The following is a 23,061-nucleotide window of genomic DNA, read 5'->3' on the forward strand; positions in this document are numbered from 1 at the left end:
GCCGCAGGAGCCGCGGCACCGGCTGCGGGAGCAGCACCGGCCGCAGGCGCAGCGCCTTCGGCACCGGCCGCCTTGGTCTCTTCGCCGTAACCCGACGGCGGCACGACCGTGACCAGCGTCTGGTCGTCGCGAAGGGCCTTCACGCCCTGCGGCAACTGAACGTCGCTGAGGTGAACCGAGTTGTTGATTTCGAGCTTGGAGACGTCGACCTCGATGAACTGCGGAATGTGCTCGACGTCCGCTTCCAGTTCGACGGTGTGATTGACGATGTTCACCGTGCCGCCGCGCTTCACGCCCGGCGAGACTTCAGCGCCGGTGACATGCAGCGGAACGCTGACGCGAATCTTGGCGCCTGCGCCGAGACGCAGGAAGTCGACATGCAGCGGGAAATCCTTGACCGGATCGAGGGAGAAGTCGCGCGGAATCACGCGGTGCTTCTTGCCATCGAGGTCGATGTTGAAAATAGTGGTGAGGAAGTGACCGGCGAAGATCGCCTGACGCGCAGACTTGTCGTCGAGCGAGATGGTCAGCGGGGCCTGATTGTCACCATAGATCACAGCCGGAACACGGCCTGCGCGACGTTCTGCCCGGGCGGCCCCCTTGCCGGCCTTCGGACGAGCGGTCGCCTTCAATTCCTTGACGGTCGCCATTGTTGAATTCCTTGAGTTTTGAAAAGTGAAGGGCCGCAAAGCGGCCCGGTTTTACGCCGCAGCAAGCCTCCAGGGGTGCGGGGGCCGCAGACGTGGCGGGTTCTTAGCCCCAAAGCGCCCGAAACACAAGAAAATCGGCCAATTTTATCGGGGCCCGAAGACCGCAGGCCGAGCTGGCAGCCCGCATTGTCCACGTCTGCCGGCAGCGGCCAAAGCGAAAATCTTACAGGCCTTGTTCCAGCCATTTTACGTGTGTTATGTTATAACATAACAATACCGAAGGCGATCCCTCATGCCGCCACGCCGCCTCTCCCGCATCGCATTGAAAAGGCTGTTTGATTCCGATGAAAAAGCTGCCCGTTACCGTGCTCTCCGGCTTTCTTGGAGCCGGCAAAACCACCCTGATGAATCATGTTCTGAACAACCGGCAGGGCCTGAGGGTCGCTGTGATCGTGAACGACATGAGCGAGGTGAATATCGATGCGGACCTTATTCGCGCTGGCGGTGCGAACCTGTCGCGGACGAATGAAACCCTGGTCGAGATGACCAACGGCTGCATCTGCTGCACGCTGCGGGACGATCTTCTCAAGGAGGTTCGCACACTGGCCCGTGACGGCCGGTTCGACTACCTGCTGATCGAATCCACCGGAATCTCCGAGCCGCTTCCGGTGGCCGCCACCTTCGATTTCCGCGACGAGAGCGGTGAAAGCCTCAGCGATGTCGCGAAGCTCGACACCATGGTGACGGTCGTGGACGCGGTGAACCTGCTGCGCGACTACGCCTCGCATGATTTCCTGCGCGACCGCGGCGAATCCCTCGGCGATGACGACAGGCGCACGCTGGTGGATTTGCTTGTCGAGCAGATCGAATTCGCCGATGTCATCATCCTCAACAAGGTGGATGACGCGACGCCGATGCAGCGCGAAACCGCGCGGCAGATCCTGATCGCGCTCAATCCCGATGCCGATATTGTCGAGGCAAATTTCTCTCGCGTTCCGCCCGAGCGGATTCTCAACACGGGACGCTTCGACTTTGAAAAAGCGCAGGAACATCCGACGTGGTTCAAGGAACTGTACGGTTTTGCCGATCATGTGCCGGAAACAGAGGAATATGGCGTCAGCAATTTTGTCTATCGCGCGCGGCGGCCGTTCGACCCGCAGAAATTCCACGCCTTCATTCATTCAAGCTGGCCCGGCGTGATCCGCGCCAAAGGGCATTTCTGGCTGGCGACGCGGCCGCAATGGGTCGGCGAGTTGAGCCAGGCGGGAGCGATCGTGCGCAACGAAGCGATGGGATTCTGGTGGGCGGCGATCCCGAAGGAGCGCTGGCCCGATCATCCGCAATGGCGCGCGGCGATTGCAAGAAGCTGGTCGGATGTCTGGGGTGATCGTCGGCAGGAAATCGTGTTCATCGGCGCCGGCATGAACACGGCTGACCTGACCCGCCGCCTCGACGCATGTCTCGTGGCCGACAGCGGCAAGGAGGAAATGAGAGTCGCAGCGTGGGCGAAACTGCCCGATCCATTTCCGGTGTGGCGGCGGGCAAACGAAGCGGCGTGACAAATCGCGGCATTATTTCAATGGTCCATTAACGACGCACGTTAAGGGACGGGAACCGGTTTTTCGCTACATCTGCGGGGTAGATACCCACCGAACGCCCCGCAGAGGACGGATATGGCCGCTTTGGCAAAACTCCCGGCTTTGGAACACGCGCAATCGACGCGGCGCCTGCTGCTCGCATCGGATTGCGAAAACCAGAGCGAGGAGCTTGCGCGCATCCTGCGCAACGCAGGCAATGTCGAGGCGATTTCGATTTTCGATCTCCCCGATCATCCGGCCAGCGATTTCGCCGGCGTGGTGATCGACATTGACCTGACATCGGCCGCCGCCGTGCAGCGCGTACGCAGCAAGCTCACCGGCAAGGCATATCAGTCATTGCCCCGGCTGTTCGTGCTGGCCGACGCGCTTCATCACGGATCGGCGCAGGCCTGGGCGCTCGGCGCCACCGACACAATCCAGCGGCCATTCCAGCCGGAAAGCATCCTGCACCGGATCCGCCAGGTGTTTCCGGAAACGCCGGAAGACGAACATGAAGCCGACGCGCGCATCCTGAGCACCGGCGTCACCGCCGCGCTGGTCGTGATGTCGAAAATCTTCCGCCGGCTGCCCGCCGGAATCCCGCTGTCGCTCAACGACGTGATGGAAGCCGAAACGCAGATCCTGCGCGCGCTGAAGCGCTGCTCGCTGCGGCAATGGCTGATCGCGGTGAACAAGCATCACAACAAGAGCTATCGCCACACCCTGCATGTCACCGGCTACGCCGTCGCCTTCGCGCATCATCTCGGCATGCGCGAGGACGACCAGCGCCGCCTGACCCGCGCCGCATTGCTGCACGATGTCGGCAAGGCGTTCGTGCCGCTGCCGATCCTCGACAAGCGCGGCGAACTCACGGACGAGGAACAGAACATCCTCGCCCAGCACACACAGCTCGGCTACAACGCGCTGAAGGAACAGCGCGGCTTTCCGGGCGAAGTGCTGGACGTGGTGCTGCATCACCACGAAATGCTGGACGGCACCGGCTATCCGGACGGCCTTCGCGGGCAACAGATCAGCGACATCGTCCGCATCATGACGCTGGTGGATACCTATGCCAGCCTGCTCGAACCCGACGCCACCACAGCGGCCATGACGCCCGAACAGGCTTTCGGAATCCTGGAACTGATGGGCGGCAAGCTCGACGGCGCCCTGCGTCAGGCCTTCCGGCCGGTGGCGCTGGGGACGTAACCGCGTCCCGCTGCAACACCGTTGCTTTTGGCCTATCCCCGCGATTAGATGCACCTGCAACTAATTGAAGCGCGGACCGGCACGCATCGGCCGCGCAGGGAGGATTTCCATGCCGATCCATGCGCCGCTCACCCGCCGCTCGTTCATGACTGCGACCGCCGCATTCGGCGCGGGGCTGGCGTCACCGTCCTTCGCGCAACAGGCCTATCCGGCGCGGCCGGTTCATCTCATCGTCCCCTACGCTGCCGGCGGCGGCACCGATTTCTTCGCGCGGCTGGTCGGCGCGTCGATGGGCACGACCCTCGGCCAGCAGATCGTGGTGGAGAACCGCCCCGGTGCGGGCACGCAGATCGGCGCGGAAGCCGCCGCCAAGGCGCAGCCCGACGGCTACACCTTCCTGCTCGGCGACACCTCCACCTACGCTTCCAACAAGAGCCTGTATCAAAAGCTCCCCTACGATTCGCAAAAGGATTTCGCGCCGATCTCGCTGACCGGACGTTTCGCCATCGTGCTGCTGGTGAACACCGACAAGCTCAATGTCACCTCGCCGCAGGCACTGATCGACGCCGCGAAGAAAGCGCCAGGCGCCATCGACTATGCCAGCGCCGGTGTCGGCTCGCCGTTCCATCTGGCGGCGGAGCTGTTCGCGCAATCTGCGGGCATCAAGCTCAACCATGTGCCCTACAAGGGCGCCGGTCCAGCGCTGCAGGATCTCGCCGGCGGGCAGATCGGCATGATGTTCGTCGACTTCGCCACCGCGCGCTCACAACTGAATCTGAAATCGATCAAGGCGATCGGCGTGTGCTCGCCGGGCGAATTCTACGGGCTGCCCGGCGTGCCCGCCGTCGCTGCCACGGTGCCGGGCTTCGAGGCGTGGGCTTGGCAGGGTTTCTCCGCCCCGGCGAAGGTTTCGCCCGACATCATCGCAAAATTGCGCGAGGCCTATCTGAAGGCAGTCAACGATCCGGCGATCAAACAGAAGCTGATCGACGCCGGCATCGACCCGCTGCAGAGCACGCCGCAGGAGATGGCCGCCTATGTCGCGTCGGAAACCGCGAAGTGGGAGAAGGTGATCAAGACCGCTGGCATCAAGCTGGATTGACCCGGCCGTCGTTTACCGCAAGCTTGTCTGCTGTGATCGAGGCGTCGCGAAGCGCATCGAGCCCGCTCACGAACATCTCGACAGCGAACACGTAGCTCTTTTGATACTCCATGGGCCGCGCCACCGGCGCGGACATCTCGCCGAGAACGAATCCGCGCACCAGACTCTTGAGAATGCGGATGGCATGCTTTGCGGATTCGTCGGCGATCCCCACGCCCGAGAAAACACGCCGCACCGTCTGCGCCAGTTGTCCGGCGGCCTTCTGGTATTCGGGATTGTCGACCTCCGGATCGCGGAACGACGCGACCGCCAGCCCGGGACTGCCGAGCGCGAAGCTGCGCATCGCAAACGCCATCGCCCGCACCGCATCACGGCCGGTCTTGCCCTCGACCGCCTTTTCGATCTGCCGCCGCAACCCCTGATAGCCTGCGATGGCGAGCGCCTGCTTCATCTGCGGGATGGTGTCGACCTTTCCGAAGAAGGCTTCCATTTCCGTGACGAGATCGGCGGCGATCTTCTTGTCCCAGCGCGAAGCCGGCGCCTTGATGACGCGCTCAACCTCCGGAAAATGTGTGCGGTCGAACGGAACCATGACCACCTCGCAACCAAGGGGGCGATTCTGAACGCCAATGGTCAACGTCCCTGGCGAAAACTCCGGCTTTTTCGATTCAAATGGTTCGCACCACGCGCATCGCCGATGACCTGCACGCGCCACTGAACATCCGCCGCGAAGACGTGTTCATCAATCTGGTGGAAGTGGCGAAGGAAAACTGGTCGTTCGGGAACGGTATCGCGCAGTATGCGTAACGCGCTCCGGCCTCACGTCTCGGCGACGGGGCCGGTCTTCTTCTCCAGCGCCTCGATCCGGGCTTTCAGCGCCTCGTTCTCCTCGCGGGCAAGACGGGCCATGTCCTTCACCGCCTCGAACTCCTCGCGCTTGACGAGATCGAGGTCGCGCAGGATGCGCTCGGCCTGACTGCGCACGACGGTTTCCACCTCGCGCTTGACGCCGGAGGCGGCGCCTGCGGCATCGTTCATCAGGCGCGCGATCTCGTCGAAGAAACGGTTGCTGGTCTGGGTCATCATCAAACTCCGAAGGGCCCCGGTTACCGCAGTTGAGGTGCCCAGACAATGGTGATGGCGCTGCCAGCGCGCAAGATGTCAGGAACACGTGAGTTGTTAATCGTGAATTCTTGTCGCAAACCGGTGTCACATTCACGGATACCGCGCCCTGATTCTCGCACCCGCCGGACACCGCCAACTCATGTTCCTGACCGTCACGTTTCCCGTCTTCGACCCCATTGCCATCGCCATCGGGCCGATTGCGATCCGCTGGTACGCTCTGGCCTATATCGGCGGCATCGTGCTGGGCTGGCTCTACGCCCGCAAGATCATCCGCAGCGAGAGACTATGGGGCGGCAAGCCGCCGTTCACGGTGACGGATTTCGACGACTTCATCCTGTGGGTAACGCTGGGCATCATCCTCGGCGGGCGCACCGGCTATGTGCTGTTTTACAACCTGAGCTTCTTCGCGCAGCATCCCGCGGAAATTTTCAAGCTGTGGACCGGCGGCATGTCGTTCCATGGCGGCTTCATGGGCTGCGTGATCGCGGTGCTGCTGTTCGGCTGGAAGCGCAACATTTCTGTGCTCTCGCTCGGCGACGTCACCTGCGCGGTCGGCCCGATCGGCCTTCTGCTCGGGCGGGTGGCGAACTTCATCAACAGCGAATTGTGGGGCCGCCCGGCGGACGCCAGCGTGCCATGGCGGATGGTGTTTCCGAACGGCGGCCCCCTGCCGCGCCATCCAAGCCAGCTCTACGAAGCGGGACTTGAAGGCATCCTGCTGTTCATCATCCTTGCGCTGCTCATTCGGGGAGGCGCGCTGAAGCGTCCCGGCTTCATTATCGGCGCGTTCGCTACCCTTTATGGCATCGCGCGCATCACCGGCGAATTTTTCCGCGAGCCCGATCCGCAGCTCGGATTTCTCTGGGGCGGGCTGACCATGGGCATGATCCTGTCGGTCCCGATGATCATTGCGGGCCTGGCCTTTATCGCCGCGGCATGGCGGCGCGGGCCGCGCACGGCGGGTGACGAGGCCGCCAAAGCGGCTTAATACGTCAAATCATATTTGAATTTTCCATTCCCGATTTGTCCGAGAGTTTGCCGTGTCCGATTATTCGCCGCTCGAAACCCTGATCCGGAAGCAGATCAAAGCCAACGGGCCGATGCCGGTGTCGCGCTATATGCAGATCTGCCTGACCGATCCGCAATACGGCTACTATCTCAAGCGCGATCCGCTCGGCCGCGACGGCGATTTCATCACCGCGCCCGAGGTCAGCCAGATGTTCGGCGAACTGGTCGGACTGTGGGCGGCATCGGTCTGGCACGCCATGGGCATGCCGGCCGAAGTGAAGTTCATCGAGCTTGGCCCCGGCCGCGGCACCATGATGGCAGACGCGCTGCGGGCGGTGAAAATCCTTCCCGCCTTTCGCGAAGCGATCAGCGTGCACCTCGTCGAGAAGAGCCCGACCCTGCGCGAGAAACAGCGCGACAAGCTCGCCGACGCCGCGCATGTGGAATGGTACGAGCAGATCGAGGACGTTCCCGAAGGCCCTGCCATCATCCTCGCCAACGAGTTCTTCGATGCGCTGCCGGTCCATCAGGCCGTGCGCAGGGACAGCGGGTGGCATGAACGCACCATCGAGATCGACAGCGATGACATGCTCGCCTTCGCCACCGCGCCAAATCCGATTCCGCGCTTCGACGTGCTGCTCCCGCCGGTGGTGCGCGCCTCCCCTCCCGGTGCAATTTTTGAATGGCGCCCCGACAACGAGATCATCACGCTGGCGCGGCGGGTCCGCGATCAGGGCGGCGCGGCGCTGATCATCGACTACGGCCATGTCCGCAGCGACGCGGGCGAAACCTTTCAGGCGGTGGCGCGGCACAACTACACCAATCCGCTGCGCAATGCCGGTCTTGCCGACCTCACGGCGCATGTCGATTTTCAGGCGCTCGCCCGCGCAGCCGAGGATGTCGGTGCACGCGCTCATGGACCCGTGGAGCAAGGTACCTTCCTCAAGACTCTCGGGATCGAAACCCGTGCGCAGGCCTTAATGAAGAACGCCAACGAAGACAGCCAGAAGCTCACCACCGCCGGCCTCGCCCGCCTGACCGGCCCAAGCCCCGAGGGCATGGGATCGCTGTTCAAGGTGCTCGGCATTTCTCATCCCGCGATCAAGACACTGGCGGCGCTGTCGGATCAGGTTGCGAAGTCATGACATTCTCATCGTCCCTGCTCTCCGCCGTGCCCGGCCTGCGCCACGCATTTTTTTCGCGCGAGGGCGGCGTGTCGAAAGGGATTTACGAGAGTCTCAACGGCGGCATCGGCTCCAATGACAATCCGGCGGATGTGATCGAGAACCGCCGCCGCATGGCCGGGCATCTTGGCGTTGCGCCCGCGCAGTTTCTCACCGTGTTCCAGATTCACTCGCCAGATGTCGCGGTTGCCACCGCGCCATGGGAGACGGAGACGCGCCCGCGCGCCGACGCCATGGTGACCAACGTGCCGGGCCTCGCGCTCGGCGTCACGGCTGCGGACTGCGGGCCGATCCTGTTTGTCGATCCCGACAAGCGCGTGATCGGCGCGGCGCATTCCGGCTGGAAGGGCGCAATCGGCGGCGTGCTGGAAAACACCATCGCGGCGATGGAAAAGCTCGGCGCCGCGCGCGGTTCGATCATCGCCGCCATCGGTCCCTTGATCCGCCAGCGGAGCTACGAGGTCGGCGCGGAGTTCGTCGCGCGCTTTTGCGAAGGCGCGCCCGGCAACGCGCGCTTCTTCGTGCCATCCAGCCGCGCCGATCACGCCATGTTCGATCTGGCAGATTACATCCGGATGCGGCTGGAAAACGCGGGCATTCTGATGATCGACGATGTCGGCGTCGACACCTATGCGGATGAGCGCTTCTTCAGTTACCGCCGCACCACCCATCGCAAGGAACCGGACTACGGCCGCAACATCCACGCCATCGTGCTGGAAGGCTGAAATCTCCGTTTATCGGCCTTGACTCTCCACCTGGTGGAAGCCCCACAACGCTTCCATGACACAGCGCACCTACACCATCGGCGAAGCGGCGCGCCTGAGCGGCATATCGGTCAGGCGGCTGCGGTTCTATTCCGACAAGGGATTGCTGCCGCCCGCCGGACGCACCGAAAGCGGCTATCGCGTCTTCACGGACGAAGAACTCGTCCGCCTCGACCTGATCCGCTGCCTGCGCGATGCGGGCATCGGCCTTGATGCCATACGCGACGTGCTCGCGCGCGAACTCTCGCTGACCGACGCACTCAAACTCCGGCTCCGCGCCCTTGAAGCCGAAATCGCGGCGCAGCGCCGCGTGGCTTCCGCGCTGCGCGCAGTACTCGCCTCCCCCGCACTCACCGAAGCCGACTTGAGGAGATTCTGGACCATGACCAATCTGTCCCGCCTTGAACGCCGCAATGTGATCGAGCGCTTCTACACGCAGGTGTCCGAAGACGTCCGCATCGACCCCGAATGGATGCGCCAGATGATCGAGGCCAGCACACCGGAATTGCCGGACAATCCGACGCCCGAGCAGTGCGATGCCTGGATCGAGCTCTCGTCCATCCTCGCCGATCCGGACTTTGTCGCCAATATGAGGGCCAACGCGAAGGAAGTCTGGAACCAGAACGACTTCGATCTCACCGCCTGGCAGGCGGCAGGCGAGCCGTTCGTGGCGAAAGCCAAAGCCGCGATCGAACAGGGCCATGGACCGGACTCCGAAACCGCGCATGCGCTTGCGCAGGAGTGGCTGGAAACCTCCGCGCGCGTGATGGGCCGCACGCCGGACGATGACTACAAGGAATGGCTGCGCACGCGATACGCTGCGCACGATGCCCGTGCGGTGCGCTACTGGGAGCTGGTCGCGATCATGCGGGGCCAGCCGCCACAGACCAGCCCCAACCGGGAATGGAACTGGATCATCGACGCGATGAAGCACCATCTGGCGGGATAGGCGGTTCGTATTTGGCTCAAATGCGGATCGCGCCGGTCGCCGATTGCAAACCCTGCCCACAGCCCGCCCTAGACGTTAACGCTCATTAACGATATCGCTGGACCGAACCCCGCCGCGCAGGGCACAACCCTGCCGGCGATGTATCGGGGCCGGCATGGATTTCACTGAGCGAACAGTCACTTGGGCAGCCTCCCGGACAGCGTCATGGGCAGCGCCACGCGTGGTGCGGACCTCGCTGCTGCTGGCCCTGCTCGGCCTCACCGCCGCCTGCACCACCAATGGCCCGGGCCCGATGGCCACCGCCTCGTCCTTCGGGCCGACGGTCGCCTTTGAATCGGTGGACGGCCCGCCGCCGCAGGTGTTCGACAAGCTGGTGCGGGCACTCGAAGCCGAATCCACCGCCCGCAGTTTCACCATCGTCTCCCGCGAGGCGCAGGCCTCCTACCGGGTCCGCAGCTACCTGTCGGCGCAGGTCCGCCAGGGCAAGACCACCATCGCCTGGGTCTGGGATGTCTACGACCGGGATCAGGAACGCGCCCTGCGCCTCAGCGGCGAGGAGCCAGCGGGCAAGGGCCGCGACGCCTGGGCCATGGCCGACGACCAGATGATGCGCCGGATCGCGCTGGCCGGACTGAACGGCCTCAACGGCCTGATCAGCGGTGCCGGCGTTCCGGACTCTCCGGCTCCGCCGCGTTCCGGCCCCGCCGTCGCGCAGGCCGACGAGAATCCGCCGGAATCGGTGCCCCCGCGAATGCAAACGCTGGCGTTCAGCGCCCATTAGGGATGCAGCCGCGGTCCTGCGCCGGTTTTTGCAGGAAAACGCATCTGAATCCCCGGCTCCGTATTGCCAGCCTTGTCATGTCCTTGTTATCACGCGCGCCTGTGAAGGCGTCAGGCCCCCGTTCCGTTTCATAGGCAAGCGACATGTTGAAAAGCGTTTCCCCCACGTCAAAAGGAGAAGCCGCGATTTCAGCGAAGAACGGCTCCATCAAGCTGGTGGCTGGCAATTCCAACCCCGAACTGGCCGCCCAGATCGCGGCGTGGCTGAAGCTGCCGCTGACCAAAGCCAGCGTGCGGCGCTTCGCCGACAACGAGGTGTTCGTCGAAATCCTCGAAAACGTTCGTGGCTCGGACGTCTACGTCATCCAGTCGACGTCGTTCCCGGCCAACGACCACCTGATGGAATTGCTGATCATCACCGACGCGCTGCGCCGCGCCTCGGCGCGCCGCATCACCGCGGTGATCCCCTATTTCGGCTACGCCAGGCAGGACCGCAAGGTCGGCTCCCGCGCCCCGATCTCGGCCAAGCTGGTTGCGAACCTGATCACTCACGCCGGCGCCGACCGCGTGATGACGCTCGACCTGCACGCAGCCCAGATCCAGGGCTTCTTCGATATTCCGACCGACAACCTGTTCGCCGCGCCAGTGATGGCGCGCGACATCAAGGAGAAGTTCAATCTCTCCGAGGTGATGGTGGTCTCGCCCGACGTCGGCGGCGTGATCCGCGCGCGCGGCCTCGCCAAGCGCATCAACGCGCCGCTGGCGATCATCGACAAGCGCCGCGAGCGCGCCGGTGAATCCGAAGTGATGAACGTGATCGGCGATGTCGCCGGCTACACCTGCGTCCTGATCGACGACATCGTCGATTCCGGCGGCACGCTGGTGAACGCGGCGGATGCCTTGCTCGCCAACGGCGCCAAGGACGTCTACGCCTACATCACCCACGGCGTTCTCTCCGGCGGCGCGGTCGCCCGCGTCACCGGCTCGAAGCTGAAGGAACTGGTCATCACCGATTCCATCCAGCCGACCGAAGCCGTGCGCAAGGCGCCGAATATCCGCCTGCTCCCGATCTCGTCGCTGATCGGCGAAGCCATCGGCCGCACCGCGTCCGAAGAGTCGGTTTCGAGCCTGTTCGACTGAGCTCCAGCCGGATTCCAAAAAATATTTTTTGTCGTGTCTGGCGCGCAGCGGATTCGCACGGCTCGCAATGCGCGAATCCGATTCCGTTTTGTTCTCGTTCGCGCCACGCGCGAGGCGCGGCGCCAGCCGGCTTAAGAGTCTGTGCAGACTCATGAATCGGCGCGCCTGATCGCAAAACACAGCGCGCTGTTTTCGCTTGTCCCGCTTCCTGTTGAAGACTGAGGAAATCAGGCCATTGCCTGTGGACGGGATTCGGCGCGGCGTTGCGCGGATTCAGCAAATCACCGATCAATTCTCTTACAAGGTTGCCGTTGCGGCGCACGTCCTGAAAGCCGGGTCGTCATGATCGTGAACGGAGAACTTGCAGCGACAGTTCTCGCTCGTTCTTTGCGTTTCGTTCGGCGTTCACATCCCACAACAACAGAGGATGCAGGCAGGCATGTCCCATCTGGACATCACATCGGATTCGCACAGCAGCCCGCTGTCGGTGGTCGAGGAAATCGCCTCCACCAACCAGTGGTCGTTCGAGCGTTCGGGCCAGGACGAAATCACCATTCTCACGCAGGGACAGTGGACGGATTATCAGCTCGCCTTCACCTGGATGGGCGAGATCGACGCGCTGCATCTGGCCTGCACCTTCGACATGAAGATCCCCGAGGCGCGGCGCAGCGAAGTGCAGCGTCTGGTCGCGACCATCAACGAACAATTGTGGATCGGGCATTTCGATGTCTGGCTCGCCACCGGCTCGATCATGTACCGGCAGGCGCTGATCCTTCCGGGCGGGCTGACAGCTTCGCCCGCGCAGTGCGAGCTGATGCTGGAAGGCGCGCTGCATGCCTGCGAACGCTACTATCCGGCGCTGCAGTTCGTGGTCTGGGCCGGCAAGACCGCCGCCGAGGCCATGGACGCGGCGATGTTCGACACCGTCGGCGAGGCGTAGGCCTGTTCGTCATGCCCGGCTTTATGCCGGGTATCCACGTATCCCTTGCAAGATGCTCCGTTTGAGGCGTGGATGGCCGGGACAAGCCCGGCCATGACGACTATAAATCCTGCAATCGATATTGCAGGATTTGTCCAATGACCACTTCCTCCGGCGCGCTGAAAAACTTCACCGGCTCCCTTGTGCTTGCGGGCGCGGGCAAGATGGGCGGCGCGATGCTGTCCGGCTGGCTCGACGGCGGCCTCGATCCCAAGCGCGTCACCATCATCGAACCCTATCCGTCCGACGAGACGCGCGGCTTCGCGGCGCGCGGCGTGCAGCTCAATCCGGAGATGAAGGCCATCGGCACCGCCGACGTGCTGGTGCTGGCAGTGAAGCCGCAGATGTTTCGCGATGCCGGGTCGCAACTGCGCAGCATCGCCGGCGCATCAACGCTTGTGGTGTCGATCATGGCCGGCACCACCATCGCGGCGCTGACCGACGTGTGTGGCGGCCGGGTGATCCGCGCCATGCCGAACACGCCTGCCGCGATCGGGCGCGGCATCACGGTCGCCGTCCCTGCAAGCGATGTGACGGCAGACCAGCGCGCTGTAGCGGATGCACTTCTGCGCGGCACTGGCAGCGTCGAATGGGTCGATGACGAAGCGCTGATGGACGCCGTCACCGCCGTGTCCGGTTCAGGCCCGGCCTATGTGTTCCTGCTCGCGGAAGAAATGGCGCGCGCCGGTGTCGCCGCCGGGTTGCCCGAAGCACTGGCAACGAAGCTGGCGCGCGAGACCGTCGCCGGCTCCGGCGAACTGCTGCACCGCTCCGACCAGACCAGCGCAACGCTCCGCCAGAATGTCACCTCGCCCGGCGGCACCACCGCTGCCGCGCTTGAGGTGCTGATGGGTGCAAATGGATTCCAGCCGCTGCTGACAAAGGCGATTGCGGCAGCGACCAAGCGCTCGAAGGAGCTGGCGAAGTAGGTTTGCGTCCTTTCCCTCTCCCCTTGTGGGAGAGGGTGCCCGAGCACAGCGAGGGCGGGTGAGGGGTAACCCGCCATCGCAGCACCCCTCACCCGGCTCAGTTTCGCTTCGCTCAACTTCGCCACCCTCTCCCACAAGGGGAGAGGGAAAAACTACACCGGCACTCTGACCGTCGCGCGCAACCCGCCCATCGGGCTGTCGCCGAGCGTGATGTCGCCGCCGTGCGAGCGCGCGATATCGCGCGCAATCGCAAGACCGAGCCCGGTGCCGCCCTCGTCCTGATTGCGCGCATCGTCGAGCCGCAGGAACGGCTTGAAGACTTCCTCGCGCATGTCCGGCGGAATCCCGGGCCCGTCGTCGTCCACCGTCACGGTGAGATAGCGATGGTCGCGATGGCCGGTGAGCGCGAGCGCATTGGCATGACGTCCCGCATTCGACACAAGATTGGCGATGCAGCGCTTGAACGCGGCGGGTTTCACGATCACCACCGGCAGGCCGTGGAAGGTGACCGTGGCGGCATGGCCGTGCCGCTCGGCATCGCTGCGCAGTTCTTCGAGCGCCTGCTCCATGTCGGTGGGCTGCGCCTGCTCGCCGCTGTCGCCACGCGCGAACGACAGATAGGCCTCCAGCATGGCGCTCATTTCATCGACATCCTTGCGCATGCCCTCGACCTCCGGACTGTCGCCGATCAGCGCCAGTTCGAGCTTGAAGCGCGTCAGGATGGTGCGCAGGTCGTGGCTGACACCCGCCAGCATGGCGGTGCGCTGTTCGAGGCTGCGCTCCACACGCGCCTTCATCTCAAGGAACGCATAGGCCGCGCGCCGCACCTCGCGTGCGCCGCGCGGGCGGAAATCCGGCACCTCGCGGCCCTTGCCGAAACTCTCCGCCGCATCCGCCAGCCGCAGGATCGGCTTGATCTGGTTGCGCAGGAACAGCACCGCGACGATGAGCAGAATCGAGGATGTGCCCAACATCCAGAAGATGAAGATTTCGGAATTCGACGCATAGGCGGCGCTGCGCTGGGCGAAGATGCGCATCACGGTATCGTCCAGCTTGATGCGGATTTCCACCAGCGAGGAGCGCCCGACAGTGTCGATCCAGAACGGGCGCGCGATCTGGCGGCTGAGTTGCACCGACAGCGTCTGATCGAGCAGCGAGAAAAACGGCTTCGGTCCCGGCGCCGGCATGTCGTTGACGGGGAGGAAATCCACCACCAGGCCGAGCCGCTGCTGCGCGATGCGCTTGATCTGGGTCCGGTCCTTGTCCTGCGGATAGGTTCTGTAGATGTCGATCAGCGCGGAAATGTCCTGCACAACGGCAGCGGAGAGACGCCGCGTCACCGTGTTCCAGTGCCGCTCCATGAATACGAAGGCGACCACCGACTGCAGGATCACCATCGGCACGATGATGATGAGCAGCGCGCGGGCATAGAGCCCCTTCGGCATCAGTTCCTTGAACCACCGCCCCAGCCACTCACTGGCGCTGGAGACGCGCCGTGACGCCGTGCGGATGAAGCTCAGGCCGGTGTCGAGCGTGCTCATGAGCGCTTCTTCTTCACCTCTCCCCGTGGGGGAGAGGTCGGATCGCTCTTGCGATCCGGGTGAGGGGGGTCGGATTTCAATAGCAACATTGAGAGCCCCTCACCCCAACCCTCTCCCCACCGGGGAGAGGGAGCAAATTGTACTCGCCGCGCGTTCCAGGCAATCTTGTTCTGGTGCAGCGCCAAACTGACTGCATTTTTGTGGAGCACGGCAACACACTCGGCTGTCACGGCGACGCCACGAGGCGATAGCCGATGCCGCGCACCGCCTGCAGGAACAGTGGATTGGCGGGATCGCGCTCGATCTTGCGGCGCAGCCGGTTGATCTGCACGTCCACCGCACGCTCGTTGACGCTGCCGTCGCCGCCGGTCAGCGCCGCGCGCGGTACCGTTTCGCCCGGCGTCGCGGCCAGAATGCGCAGCATGTCCCGCTCGCGGTCGGTGAGATGGATCACCTTGTCGCCGTCGCGCAGTTCACCGCGCTCGATGTGATAGACGTAAGGTCCGAACGCGACCGACTCCACCGGCGGCGCGATCACCGGCGCGGCGCGCTTGAGGATGTTGGCGATGCGCAGCACCAGTTCGCGCGGCTCGAACGGCTTGGCGACATAATCGTCGGCGCCGATCTGCAGTCCCTCGATCCGGCTTTCGGCTTCATGCCGCGCCGTGAGCATGATGATCGGCACCGCCGAGGTGGTGCGGATCGAGCGCGCGAGATCGAAGCCGGTTTCGCCCGGCATCATGACGTCGAGGATCAAGAGATCGAAATGCAAACCGGTCAGCTTGGCGCGCGCATCGGCGGCGCTCTTGGCGGTGGTGACGCGATAGCCCTCATTGCCGAGAAAGCGCGACAACAGATCGCGGATGCGGCGGTCGTCGTCGACCAGCAGCAGATGCGGCGCATCGTCGGCCAGTTGCTGCCGCGCGCGCTCCGATGTTGCGATGTCGATCACCTTGCGTCCTTCGCCATCCTGCGGCTTCGCAGGATTTCCTCCAGCACCTTGTCCGGATCGGTCTGGTCGATCATGCCGAGCAGGAACTGGCGCACGCTTTCCGCGCCTTCGGCGTTCATGGTTTCGAGGGCGCTGTCGATGCGCGCGGTCTGCAGTCCGGCCAGTTTCACCACGAGGGCCTCGCCCTTCGGCGTGGCGAAAAGAAGACGCTGGCGCCGGTCGTTGTCGCCGGCCTTCTGCACGATATAGCCCTCATCGAGAAGCTGCTTCAAAACGCGCCCGAGCGACTGCTTGGTGATCCGCAGCACGTCCAGCAGATCAGCGACCTTGAGGCCGGGATAGCGGGTGACGAAATGCACCACGCGGTGATGCGCACGGCCGAAGCCGAATTCCTCCAGCACATGGTCGGCATCGCCGACAAAGTCGCGATAGGCAAAGAACAGCAGTTCGATGATGTCCCAGCGCAAGGGACCACCCCCCGGATTGACCGGAGAGCCGCCAGTGGGCGGATCGCCTGCTTTCAACATTTTTATGTCAGCCATATTGACGTATATAGGTCTCAATGTTACAAAACAGGCGATGACAACGAAATATTAGTTCGTTTCGTTGGCCGTCCTTGGTCCTAAAGTTCGCACAGAGCTGTGCAGTAACCTCGGGCCAGGCTGGAATTTCTGTCATCGTGCGATTGTCGAGCGGCATTTCGGCAAACATACTGGACTTCACGCCTTCCGCCAAAGCGGAAACCGGCCCTCGGGCCGGCGGGCCGGGGAACAGACACTTGAATCGATCAGCCCGCCGCCGCGTGGACTGCAACCAGAGCCGGGAGAAGACCATGGGCATTTCGGGAGTTTCGTTCGAGAAAAGCGAGGGCGCAGTCGTGTTCGACATGCAGCCATCGGCGAATCCGACGCCTGCAGCAGAGCGCACCGCCAAGCTGGCCGATCCTGGCTTCGGCCGGGTCTTCACCGATCACATGGCGATTGTTCGCTACAGCCAGGACAAGGGCTGGCATTCCGCGCGCATCGAATCCCGCGCCAATTTCGCGCTCGATCCCGCCACCGCGGTGCTGCACTACGCCCAGGAAATCTTCGAGGGCCTGAAGGCCTACAAGCGCGACGATGGCGGCGTGAACCTGTTCCGTCCCGATGCCAACGCCCGCCGTTTCCGCGATTCCGCCGACCGCATGGCCATGGCGCCGCTGCCCGGGCAGGTCTTCATCGAAGCGGTCGAACAGCTCGTGCGCATCGACCGCGACTGGATGCCGGGCGGCGAAGGCAGCCTCTATCTGCGGCCCTTCATGATCGCGAACGAGGTGTTCCTCGGCGTGAAGCCGTCCGCCGAATATATTTTCGCGGTGATCGCCTCGCCGGTCGGCTCCTATTTCAAGGGCGGCCCTGCCCCGGTGTCGATCTGGGTGTCGGAAAACTACACCCGCGCCGCCATCGGCGGCACCGGCGCCGTGAAGTGCGGCGGCAACTATGCCGCGAGCCTGCGCGCGCAGGCGGAAGCGATCCAGCACGGCTGCGATCAGGTGGTGTTCCTCGATGCGGTCGAGCGCCGCTACATCGAAGAACTCGGCGGCATGAACGTGTTCTTCGTGTTTGAGGACGGATCGCTGCTGACGCCGCCGCTCGGCACCATCCTGCCCGGTATCACCCGCGATTCGATCATCACGCTGGCGAAGGCCGCAGGCACGCGCGTGCGCGAAGAGGCCTACACCATCGACCAATGGCGCGCGGACGCGGCGAGCGGAAAACTGAAGGAAGCCTTCGCGTGCGGCACCGCCGCAGTAATCTCGCCGATCGGCAAGGTGCGTTCGGCCAGCGGCGACTTCACCATCAACGGCGGCAATGCCGGCCCGGTGGCGATGGGCCTGCGCAAGCAACTGGTGGACATCCAGTACGGCCGCGCCGCCGATCCGCACAACTGGATCCGGAAGGTTTTCTGATCGAGCGGCGGCACGCTATCCCGTTGTGATGGCGTGCCGCCGTGCGTTGCACTGATTCACCATGAAATCCACCAGTGCGCGCACCGACGGCAACAGTCCGCGACGCGACGGAAACACCGCGTGGATGATTCCGCTCTTGGGAATCCATTGCGGCAGAACATGCAGCAGCCTTCCCGCCTGAACATCGTCCCAGATCATCATCGTCGGCAATTGCACGATGCCGACGCCCTTGAGCGCGGCTTCGCGCAGCGCGGCCATGTCATCGGTGACCAGCCGCGGGGAATGCGGCACGATGGCCGTGCTGCCATCGCCCTGTTCAAGTGACCAGCTATGGTCGCGATGCGGCGGCCCAAGATCGAGGCTCGGCCAGTCATGAAGGTCAGCGGGACTTTCCGGATTTTTTCGTCCTTCAAGCAATGACGTGCTAGCGACAAGAGCCTGCGTGCTTTCGTCGAGCCGGCGCATCACCAGTTCGCTCTTTTCAAGCGGTGGAAAGCGCACGCGGATCGCCAGATCGAACCCTTCGCCGATCACATCGACCCGCCGGTTGGTGCTCTCCAGATGAACCTCGACACGCGGGTTTTCGATCATGAACCGCGCGATTATCTCGCCGAACTGGAAATTGATCAGCGCAGTCGGACACGCCATCCGGATCACGCCCTGCGGTTCGGAGCGCACACGCTCGATCACCGATTGCGCGGCTTCGGCTTCGACCAGCACGGCGACACAGCGCTCGTAATATTCCTGCCCGATCTCGGTCACCGAAAAGCGCCGGGTGGAACGCTGGATCAGCCGCACGCCCAGCCGTTCCTCCAGGAGTGCGATCCGGCGGCTCAGCTTGGATTTCTGCATTCCCAAAGCCCGGCCAGCCGCGGCAAAGCCGCCGCGATCGACGACCTGGACGAAATAGTAGAGATCGTTGAGATCCTGCATCGTCCTATTCATAGGACACAGAGTGCATATTGGCAATCTTCTGGCGAGATCGTCCCGGTTATATACCCGATACATCAGCAATCGGGGATCGCCCCGATGCCCGGGAGACCAATCATGAAGAAGATTCTTGGTGTTTACAGCAATCCGACCATGCACTGGGTCGGCGACGGCTTTCCGGTCCGATCACTGTTCTCCTATGACTCGCTCGGCAAGCATGTCAGCCCGTTCCTGCTGCTCGATCAGGCGGGGCCGTACAACTTCGATCCCGCGAGCAGGCCGCGCGGCGTCGGACAGCATCCGCATCGCGGCTTTGAAACCGTGACGGTCGTCTATGACGGCGAGGTCGAGCATCGCGACTCCACCGGCAAGGGCGGCGTGATCGGCCCCGGCGATGTGCAGTGGATGACCGCGGCGGGGGGAATCCTGCACGAGGAATTTCACTCACAAGGCTTCACGCGCAGCGGCGGACCGTTTCGCATGATCCAGCTCTGGGTGAATCTTCCCGCGAAGGACAAGATGAGCCAGCCGGGTTATCAGACCATCACGGACAGCGACATTCCCGTGGTTGATCTGCCGGATGGTGCCGGGCGTGTGCGCGTGATCGCTGGCGACTTCAACGGCAACAAGGGGCCGGCGCGGACCTTCACACCGATCAACCTGTGGGATGTGAGGCTGAACCGCGATGCGACCGTGACCCTCGATCTGCCCAAAGGTCACACAACCATGCTGGTCGTCGTGTCCGGCAGAATCACGGTCAATGGCACACAGGATGCGGGCGAGGCGGAAATGGTGCTGCTCGACCGTGATGGCGAGGGCGCGACCATCGACGCCAGCAGCGACGCCATCGTGCTGGTGCTGACCGGCGAGCCGATCGATGAACCGATCGTCGGCTACGGCCCGTTCGTCATGAACAGCGAAGCGGAAATCCGTCAGGCGGTCGAGGATTTCAACGCAGGACGCTTCGGCGCTATCGCAAACGCCTGACCCATTGCTCCGGCTCGGCACACCGGGCCGGAGCATCGTCCCGGACACATTTCAGATCAGCGGCGGCGCGCTCGCCCCGCCCGACCCGGTACGGGCATTCGCCTGTGCGCGGCACCCGTGCGAGCATTTGAAGGAGCATCTGTCATGACCAGCGAAACTATCCGAGATCCGCTCAAGGATCATCTGCTGACCCCGCAGAACGCCGCACTCATCGTCATCGACTATCAGCCGGTCCAGGTGAACTCGATCGCCTCGATGGACCGGCCAACTCTGGTCAAGAACATCGTCGGCACGGCGAAGACCGCCATCGCCTACGGCCTGCCGATCGTCCATTCCACGGTCAATGTGAAAACAGGACTGAACAAGCCGCCGATTTCGCAGCTCCAGGCCGTGCTGTCGGATTATCCGACCTACGACCGCACCACGATCAACTCGTGGGAAGACGTCGAATTCCAGAAGGCCGTCAAGGCCACCGGCCGCAAGAAGCTGATCATGACGGCGCTCTGGACCGAGGCGTGCCTGACCTTTCCTGCGCTCGACGCACTCAAGGAAGGCTATGACGTTTACGTCGTGGTCGATGCGGTGGGTGGAACATCGACCGTGTCTCACGAGATGGCGCTGCGCCGGATCGAACAGGCGGGCGGCAAGATGATCACCCTCGTTCAATTGCTGTGCGAACTTCAGCGCGACTGGAAGCGCACAGAGACAGTGCCGTCTTTTCTCGACATCAACATTGAACTGGGCGGCACCGCCGGTCTTCAGTTCGCATGGGATCGGGCCGAACGCGCCAAAGCATAGGCGGCGCGAGTGAGCTACGACAGGATTCAGGCGCGCCGCTACCCAGCGGCCGTCTTCCAGACATTGCCGCGCGCCAGTTCGATCGCATCGCACAGAAAGCGTTCAGCCGACATGGAGCTTCTCCCGGTCTCCTGAGTCAAAGCGCCTCGGCGGGAATCCAGAACACCTCGCCGTAGGAATCTTCGGTGTCGAGCCATAGCAGCGGCAGGTTGGGATAGGCATCGCCCAGCGCATCGCGGCCCCGCCCGATCTCGCACAGCAGCCCGCCGTCCGGCGTGAGATGATCCTTCGCGCCGTCGAGAATCCGGCGCACGATGTCGAGGCCGTCATCGCCGCCGTCGAATGCGATGGACGGTTCGTGCAGACATTCGCGCGGCAGTCCGGCCATGCCCTCGGCATCGACATAGGGCGGATTGGTGATGATGAGATCGTAGCGTGCGTCGTTCACCGCATCGAACAGATCGCCCTCATAGAGCGAGACGCGGTCCTCGAGGCCGTAATCGGCAACATTGCGAGCAGCCACCGCCAGCGCATCCGGCGAAATATCCACCGCGTCCACGGTCGCGTTCGGAAAACTCTGGCAGGCGAGAATGGCCAGGCAGCCGGAGCCGGTGCAAAGATCGAGCACGCGCGTCACATTGAACGGATCGTCGATCAGCGAGCCGCCCTCCTCCTCGGCATCGCCGCCGAAATGCGAGTCCAGCAGTTCGCCGATGAAAGAGCGCGGCACGATGGTCCGCTCATCGACATAGAACGGCAGACCGCGCATGTAGATCCTGTTGACCAGATAGGCGGCGGGTTTGCGGGTGGCGATGCGTTTCTCGAACAGTGCGAGAATTTTCCCGGCTTCCTGCGCGGTGACGCGGGCGTTCGCGAACATCTCGAACTGGTCGGGATGCAGATGCAGAACCTCGCAGACGATGAAGGCCGCCTCCGCCACCGGATCGGTGGTGCCGTGGGCGAACACCACACCGGCTTCGACAAAACGGCTGACGCCGTAGCGCATCAGGTCGAGCAGAGTCACCAGTTCGCCCGGCAGGACTTTCGGTGACAAGACCTTGGGCGATGACGGCTTCAGGATTGTCTTCGCGGTCGCGCGCGACGCGCCGCGCTTCGTAGAGGCTTTCTTTGCTGACGCCTTCTTCGCAGGAGCAGTTTTCACTTTCTTCGCCATTACTTGTTCCACCGCGCCGCTGCATTGTCGTCATGGGCCTGCGCATCGACCCACTGCGTATCGCCAGCGCGCTCTTCGGATTTCCAGAACGGCGCATTGGTCTTGAGATAGTCCATCAGAAACTCCGCCGCCTGAAACGCCGCCTCGCGATGTTTCGAGGCTGCCAGCACCAGCACGATGTTGTCGCCCGGCACGACGCGGCCATAACGATGGATCACCGTGACGCCATCGAGCGGCCAGCGCGCGACCGCCTCGGCCACATGCCGGCCGATCTCGGCTTCTGCCATGCCGGGATAATGTTCCAGCGTCATCGCGGCGATGGCGCCCTCGCCCTCTCCGCCGCGGCAGATGCCGGTGAAGGTGACCACCGCGCCGATGTCGCTATTGCTCCTGGTCAGCGCCGCGATCTCCGCCGCGATATCGAAATCAGCGGACTGGATACGGATGGTGACGGGCGTCGCCATGAGAAATTAGCCGCCGGTCATCGGCGGGAAGAACGCGATCTCGCGCGCGCCCGCAATCGCGGTGTCCGATTTTACATGGGTGTGGTCGATGGCGGCGCGAATGGTTTTCGGCGACGCGAACGCATTGGCGTATTCCTCGCCCCGCGCGATCAGCCACCGCATCAGGTCCGCGACCGTGCGCACGTCCGCCGGCGGATCGAGCGTTTCTTCCGCCTTGCCGATCCGTTCGCGCACCCAGGCGAAATAGAGCACCTTCACCGGTCTTCCTCGGTCAGATGATGGATCCCCGCACGAAGGTAATCCCATCCGGTGTAGATGGTGAGGATCGCCGAAATCCACAACAGCGTGATGCCGATCAGCACGGTCGGCGGCAGGATCGTCTCACCCGCCTCGCCCGCGATCAGGAAGCCAATGGCGACAAGCTGCACCGTCGTCTTCCATTTCGCCAATTGTGACACCGGCACGCTGATGCGGATCGCGGCGAGATATTCGCGCAGACCCGACACCAGAATCTCACGGCAGAGAATCACCATGGCGGCCCACAGCGACCAGCCCTTGATGGTCTCGTCCGCCGCCAGCATCAAAAGGCACGAGGCCACGAGGAGCTTGTCGGCGATGGGATCCAGCATCTTGCCCAGCGACGACGACTGATCCCAGATGCGCGCATAGTAGCCGTCGAGAAAATCGGTCACGCCCGCGGCGATGAACACGAACAGCGCCACCCAGCGCAGCCACAGCGGCGCGCCGAGGATGGACTGCGCATACATGCAGCCGATCACCACCGGAATCGCGGCGATCCGGGAGTAGGTCAGGAGATTGGGCAAAGACAGCGAGCGCTTTGCGGGTTTCGGGGCGGCGACACTGGTCATGGCCT

At 63.5% G+C, this 23,061-nt stretch carries 25 protein-coding genes and 1 pseudogene; 15 read left to right on the forward strand and 11 right to left on the reverse strand.

Going from position 1 to position 23,061, the window contains the following annotated elements:
- Nucleotides 1-650, reverse strand: a 650-nt coding sequence (locus HMPREF9696_RS11605) for a 50S ribosomal protein L25/general stress protein Ctc (protein ID WP_002713201.1), incomplete at its 3' end; no start/stop codon positions are given.
- Between the two features lie 344 nt (nucleotides 651-994).
- Here HMPREF9696_RS11605 and zigA point away from each other — a divergent pair.
- From zigA to HMPREF9696_RS11620, 3 genes are all read left to right on the forward strand, one after another.
- Nucleotides 995-2,209 carry a zinc metallochaperone GTPase ZigA gene (zigA, locus tag HMPREF9696_RS11610; protein WP_002713202.1) on the forward strand — a complete coding sequence of 405 codons (1,215 nt, stop codon included), beginning with the start codon at nucleotides 995-997 and terminating at the stop codon, nucleotides 2,207-2,209.
- 114 nt (nucleotides 2,210-2,323) lie between these two features.
- A complete protein-coding gene (locus HMPREF9696_RS11615) occupies nucleotides 2,324-3,433 on the forward strand; it encodes an HD domain-containing phosphohydrolase (protein ID WP_002713203.1) in 1,110 nt (369 codons plus the stop codon).
- 109 nt (nucleotides 3,434-3,542) lie between these two features.
- Nucleotides 3,543-4,535: a Bug family tripartite tricarboxylate transporter substrate binding protein gene (locus HMPREF9696_RS11620; protein WP_002713204.1), complete on the forward strand. Its 993-nt coding sequence runs from the start codon at nucleotides 3,543-3,545 to the stop codon at nucleotides 4,533-4,535.
- On the opposite strand, the gene HMPREF9696_RS11625 is transcribed toward HMPREF9696_RS11620, so the two are convergent.
- Nucleotides 4,522-5,127, reverse strand: a complete 606-nt coding sequence (locus HMPREF9696_RS11625) for a TetR-like C-terminal domain-containing protein (RefSeq protein ID WP_002713205.1) — start codon at nucleotides 5,125-5,127, stop codon at nucleotides 4,522-4,524. The genes HMPREF9696_RS11620 and HMPREF9696_RS11625 overlap by 14 nt on opposite strands.
- A 98-nt stretch (nucleotides 5,128-5,225) precedes the next feature.
- Between HMPREF9696_RS11625 and HMPREF9696_RS21295 the strand changes: the two are divergent.
- A pseudogene (locus HMPREF9696_RS21295) lies at nucleotides 5,226-5,342 on the forward strand (tautomerase family protein); the annotation flags it as partial.
- Between the two features lie 12 nt (nucleotides 5,343-5,354).
- Here the strand turns inward: HMPREF9696_RS21295 and HMPREF9696_RS11630 are convergent.
- Nucleotides 5,355-5,618: an accessory factor UbiK family protein gene (locus HMPREF9696_RS11630; protein WP_002713207.1), complete on the reverse strand. Its 264-nt coding sequence runs from the start codon at nucleotides 5,616-5,618 to the stop codon at nucleotides 5,355-5,357.
- Nucleotides 5,619-5,799: 181 nt separating this feature from the next.
- Here HMPREF9696_RS11630 and lgt point away from each other — a divergent pair, with 181 nt between their 5' ends.
- The 8 genes from lgt to proC all read left to right on the forward strand — a co-directional run bounded on the left by lgt (nucleotide 5,800) and on the right by proC (nucleotide 13,393).
- Nucleotides 5,800-6,648: a prolipoprotein diacylglyceryl transferase gene (gene lgt / locus HMPREF9696_RS11635; protein WP_002713208.1), complete on the forward strand. Its 849-nt coding sequence runs from the start codon at nucleotides 5,800-5,802 to the stop codon at nucleotides 6,646-6,648.
- Nucleotides 6,649-6,700: 52 nt separating this feature from the next.
- Nucleotides 6,701-7,813: a class I SAM-dependent methyltransferase gene (locus tag HMPREF9696_RS11640; RefSeq protein ID WP_002713209.1), complete on the forward strand. Its 1,113-nt coding sequence runs from the start codon at nucleotides 6,701-6,703 to the stop codon at nucleotides 7,811-7,813.
- Nucleotides 7,810-8,577, forward strand: a complete 768-nt coding sequence (pgeF, locus tag HMPREF9696_RS11645; RefSeq protein WP_002713210.1) for a peptidoglycan editing factor PgeF — start codon at nucleotides 7,810-7,812, stop codon at nucleotides 8,575-8,577. Before HMPREF9696_RS11640 ends, pgeF begins: the two co-directional genes overlap by 4 nt.
- 55 nt (nucleotides 8,578-8,632) lie before the next feature.
- Entirely contained in the window at nucleotides 8,633-9,565 is a 933-nt protein-coding gene (locus tag HMPREF9696_RS11650) for a MerR family transcriptional regulator (RefSeq protein WP_002713211.1), read from the forward strand.
- A gap of 154 nt (nucleotides 9,566-9,719) precedes the next feature.
- Nucleotides 9,720-10,346 (forward strand): hypothetical protein, encoded by a 627-nt coding sequence (locus tag HMPREF9696_RS11655; protein ID WP_002713212.1) that lies wholly within the window; start codon nucleotides 9,720-9,722, stop codon nucleotides 10,344-10,346.
- 185 nt (nucleotides 10,347-10,531) lie between these two features.
- Nucleotides 10,532-11,485 carry a ribose-phosphate pyrophosphokinase gene (locus HMPREF9696_RS11660; RefSeq protein WP_040301992.1) on the forward strand — a complete coding sequence of 318 codons (954 nt, stop codon included), beginning with the start codon at nucleotides 10,532-10,534 and terminating at the stop codon, nucleotides 11,483-11,485.
- Nucleotides 11,486-11,924: 439 nt separating this feature from the next.
- Nucleotides 11,925-12,425 (forward strand): type III secretion system chaperone family protein, encoded by a 501-nt coding sequence (locus tag HMPREF9696_RS11665; protein WP_002713214.1) that lies wholly within the window; start codon nucleotides 11,925-11,927, stop codon nucleotides 12,423-12,425.
- A 137-nt stretch (nucleotides 12,426-12,562) separates the two neighbouring features.
- Nucleotides 12,563-13,393: a pyrroline-5-carboxylate reductase gene (gene proC / locus HMPREF9696_RS11670; protein WP_002713216.1), complete on the forward strand. Its 831-nt coding sequence runs from the start codon at nucleotides 12,563-12,565 to the stop codon at nucleotides 13,391-13,393.
- Between the two features lie 152 nt (nucleotides 13,394-13,545).
- Here proC and HMPREF9696_RS11675 read toward each other — a convergent pair whose 3' ends face one another.
- The 3 genes from HMPREF9696_RS11675 to HMPREF9696_RS11685 form a co-directional block, all read right to left on the reverse strand.
- The gene (locus HMPREF9696_RS11675; protein ID WP_002713217.1) at nucleotides 13,546-14,934 is read right to left on the reverse strand and encodes an ATP-binding protein; all 1,389 of its coding nucleotides are present in this window, start codon (nucleotides 14,932-14,934) and stop codon (nucleotides 13,546-13,548) included.
- A 226-nt stretch (nucleotides 14,935-15,160) separates the two neighbouring features.
- Nucleotides 15,161-15,886 carry a response regulator gene (locus HMPREF9696_RS11680; RefSeq protein ID WP_002713218.1) on the reverse strand — a complete coding sequence of 242 codons (726 nt, stop codon included), beginning with the start codon at nucleotides 15,884-15,886 and terminating at the stop codon, nucleotides 15,161-15,163.
- Nucleotides 15,883-16,413 carry a MarR family winged helix-turn-helix transcriptional regulator gene (locus HMPREF9696_RS11685; protein WP_002713219.1) on the reverse strand — a complete coding sequence of 177 codons (531 nt, stop codon included), beginning with the start codon at nucleotides 16,411-16,413 and terminating at the stop codon, nucleotides 15,883-15,885. Before HMPREF9696_RS11685 ends, HMPREF9696_RS11680 begins: the two co-directional genes overlap by 4 nt.
- Nucleotides 16,414-16,718: 305 nt before the next feature.
- On the opposite strand from HMPREF9696_RS11685, the gene HMPREF9696_RS11690 reads away from it, so the two are divergent.
- A complete protein-coding gene (locus tag HMPREF9696_RS11690) occupies nucleotides 16,719-17,834 on the forward strand; it encodes a branched-chain amino acid aminotransferase (protein WP_002713220.1) in 1,116 nt (371 codons plus the stop codon).
- 15 nt (nucleotides 17,835-17,849) lie between these two features.
- Here HMPREF9696_RS11690 and HMPREF9696_RS11695 read toward each other — a convergent pair whose 3' ends face one another.
- Nucleotides 17,850-18,767, reverse strand: coding sequence for a LysR family transcriptional regulator (locus HMPREF9696_RS11695; RefSeq protein WP_002713221.1), 918 nt, complete (start codon nucleotides 18,765-18,767; stop codon nucleotides 17,850-17,852).
- 114 nt (nucleotides 18,768-18,881) lie between these two features.
- Between HMPREF9696_RS11695 and HMPREF9696_RS11700 the strand changes: the two genes are divergently transcribed.
- Complete coding sequence (locus tag HMPREF9696_RS11700) at nucleotides 18,882-19,751, forward strand: pirin family protein (RefSeq protein ID WP_002713222.1); 870 nt, start codon at nucleotides 18,882-18,884, stop codon at nucleotides 19,749-19,751.
- 144 nt (nucleotides 19,752-19,895) lie between these two features.
- The gene (locus HMPREF9696_RS11705) at nucleotides 19,896-20,549 is read left to right on the forward strand and encodes an isochorismatase family protein (RefSeq protein ID WP_002713223.1); all 654 of its coding nucleotides are present in this window, start codon (nucleotides 19,896-19,898) and stop codon (nucleotides 20,547-20,549) included.
- Between the two features lie 136 nt (nucleotides 20,550-20,685).
- On the opposite strand, the gene prmB is transcribed toward HMPREF9696_RS11705, so the two are convergent.
- The 4 genes from prmB to pgsA are packed head-to-tail and all read right to left on the reverse strand — an operon-like array spanning nucleotide 20,686 to nucleotide 23,056.
- Nucleotides 20,686-21,723: a 50S ribosomal protein L3 N(5)-glutamine methyltransferase gene (gene prmB, locus HMPREF9696_RS11710; RefSeq protein ID WP_002713224.1), complete on the reverse strand. Its 1,038-nt coding sequence runs from the start codon at nucleotides 21,721-21,723 to the stop codon at nucleotides 20,686-20,688.
- On the reverse strand, nucleotides 21,723-22,187 hold the full coding sequence (locus tag HMPREF9696_RS11715; RefSeq protein ID WP_002713225.1) for a molybdenum cofactor biosynthesis protein MoaE: 465 nt from the start codon (nucleotides 22,185-22,187) through the stop codon (nucleotides 21,723-21,725). Before HMPREF9696_RS11715 ends, prmB begins: the two co-directional genes overlap by 1 nt.
- Nucleotides 22,188-22,193: 6 nt before the next feature.
- Complete coding sequence (gene moaD, locus HMPREF9696_RS11720; RefSeq protein WP_002713226.1) at nucleotides 22,194-22,445, reverse strand: molybdopterin converting factor subunit 1; 252 nt, start codon at nucleotides 22,443-22,445, stop codon at nucleotides 22,194-22,196.
- Nucleotides 22,442-23,056 carry a CDP-diacylglycerol--glycerol-3-phosphate 3-phosphatidyltransferase gene (gene pgsA / locus HMPREF9696_RS11725; RefSeq protein WP_002713227.1) on the reverse strand — a complete coding sequence of 205 codons (615 nt, stop codon included), beginning with the start codon at nucleotides 23,054-23,056 and terminating at the stop codon, nucleotides 22,442-22,444. The genes moaD and pgsA overlap by 4 nt, the downstream gene beginning before the upstream one ends.
- Nucleotides 23,057-23,061: the final 5 nt, after the last annotated feature.

Source organism: Afipia clevelandensis ATCC 49720 (genome assembly GCF_000336555.1).
GTDB lineage: Bacteria > Pseudomonadota > Alphaproteobacteria > Rhizobiales > Xanthobacteraceae > Afipia > Afipia clevelandensis.

What these genes read in the sequence shown, in the direction of transcription:
- pgeF (WP_002713210.1), top strand. Translation starts at nt 7,810, where the DNA reads ATGACATTCTCATCGTCCCTGCTCTCCGCCGTGCCCGGCCTGCGCCAC.
- lgt (WP_002713208.1), top strand. Translation starts at nt 5,800, where the DNA reads ATGTTCCTGACCGTCACGTTTCCCGTCTTCGACCCCATTGCCATCGCC.
- HMPREF9696_RS11690 (WP_002713220.1), top strand. Translation starts at nt 16,719, where the DNA reads ATGGGCATTTCGGGAGTTTCGTTCGAGAAAAGCGAGGGCGCAGTCGTG.
- proC (WP_002713216.1), top strand. Translation starts at nt 12,563, where the DNA reads ATGACCACTTCCTCCGGCGCGCTGAAAAACTTCACCGGCTCCCTTGTG.
- HMPREF9696_RS11650 (WP_002713211.1), top strand. Translation starts at nt 8,633, where the DNA reads ATGACACAGCGCACCTACACCATCGGCGAAGCGGCGCGCCTGAGCGGC.
- HMPREF9696_RS11665 (WP_002713214.1), top strand. Translation starts at nt 11,925, where the DNA reads ATGTCCCATCTGGACATCACATCGGATTCGCACAGCAGCCCGCTGTCG.
- HMPREF9696_RS11675 (WP_002713217.1), bottom strand. Translation starts at nt 14,934, where the DNA reads ATGAGCACGCTCGACACCGGCCTGAGCTTCATCCGCACGGCGTCACGG.
- HMPREF9696_RS11715 (WP_002713225.1), bottom strand. Translation starts at nt 22,187, where the DNA reads ATGGCGACGCCCGTCACCATCCGTATCCAGTCCGCTGATTTCGATATC.
- HMPREF9696_RS11620 (WP_002713204.1), top strand. Translation starts at nt 3,543, where the DNA reads ATGCCGATCCATGCGCCGCTCACCCGCCGCTCGTTCATGACTGCGACC.
- HMPREF9696_RS11700 (WP_002713222.1), top strand. Translation starts at nt 18,882, where the DNA reads ATGAAGAAGATTCTTGGTGTTTACAGCAATCCGACCATGCACTGGGTC.
- zigA (WP_002713202.1), top strand. Translation starts at nt 995, where the DNA reads ATGAAAAAGCTGCCCGTTACCGTGCTCTCCGGCTTTCTTGGAGCCGGC.
- HMPREF9696_RS11695 (WP_002713221.1), bottom strand. Translation starts at nt 18,767, where the DNA reads ATGCAGGATCTCAACGATCTCTACTATTTCGTCCAGGTCGTCGATCGC.
- HMPREF9696_RS11705 (WP_002713223.1), top strand. Translation starts at nt 19,896, where the DNA reads ATGACCAGCGAAACTATCCGAGATCCGCTCAAGGATCATCTGCTGACC.
- prmB (WP_002713224.1), bottom strand. Translation starts at nt 21,723, where the DNA reads ATGGCGAAGAAAGTGAAAACTGCTCCTGCGAAGAAGGCGTCAGCAAAG.
- pgsA (WP_002713227.1), bottom strand. Translation starts at nt 23,056, where the DNA reads ATGACCAGTGTCGCCGCCCCGAAACCCGCAAAGCGCTCGCTGTCTTTG.
- HMPREF9696_RS11685 (WP_002713219.1), bottom strand. Translation starts at nt 16,413, where the DNA reads ATGTTGAAAGCAGGCGATCCGCCCACTGGCGGCTCTCCGGTCAATCCG.
- HMPREF9696_RS11625 (WP_002713205.1), bottom strand. Translation starts at nt 5,127, where the DNA reads ATGGTTCCGTTCGACCGCACACATTTTCCGGAGGTTGAGCGCGTCATC.
- HMPREF9696_RS11655 (WP_002713212.1), top strand. Translation starts at nt 9,720, where the DNA reads ATGGATTTCACTGAGCGAACAGTCACTTGGGCAGCCTCCCGGACAGCG.
- HMPREF9696_RS11615 (WP_002713203.1), top strand. Translation starts at nt 2,324, where the DNA reads ATGGCCGCTTTGGCAAAACTCCCGGCTTTGGAACACGCGCAATCGACG.
- HMPREF9696_RS11630 (WP_002713207.1), bottom strand. Translation starts at nt 5,618, where the DNA reads ATGACCCAGACCAGCAACCGTTTCTTCGACGAGATCGCGCGCCTGATG.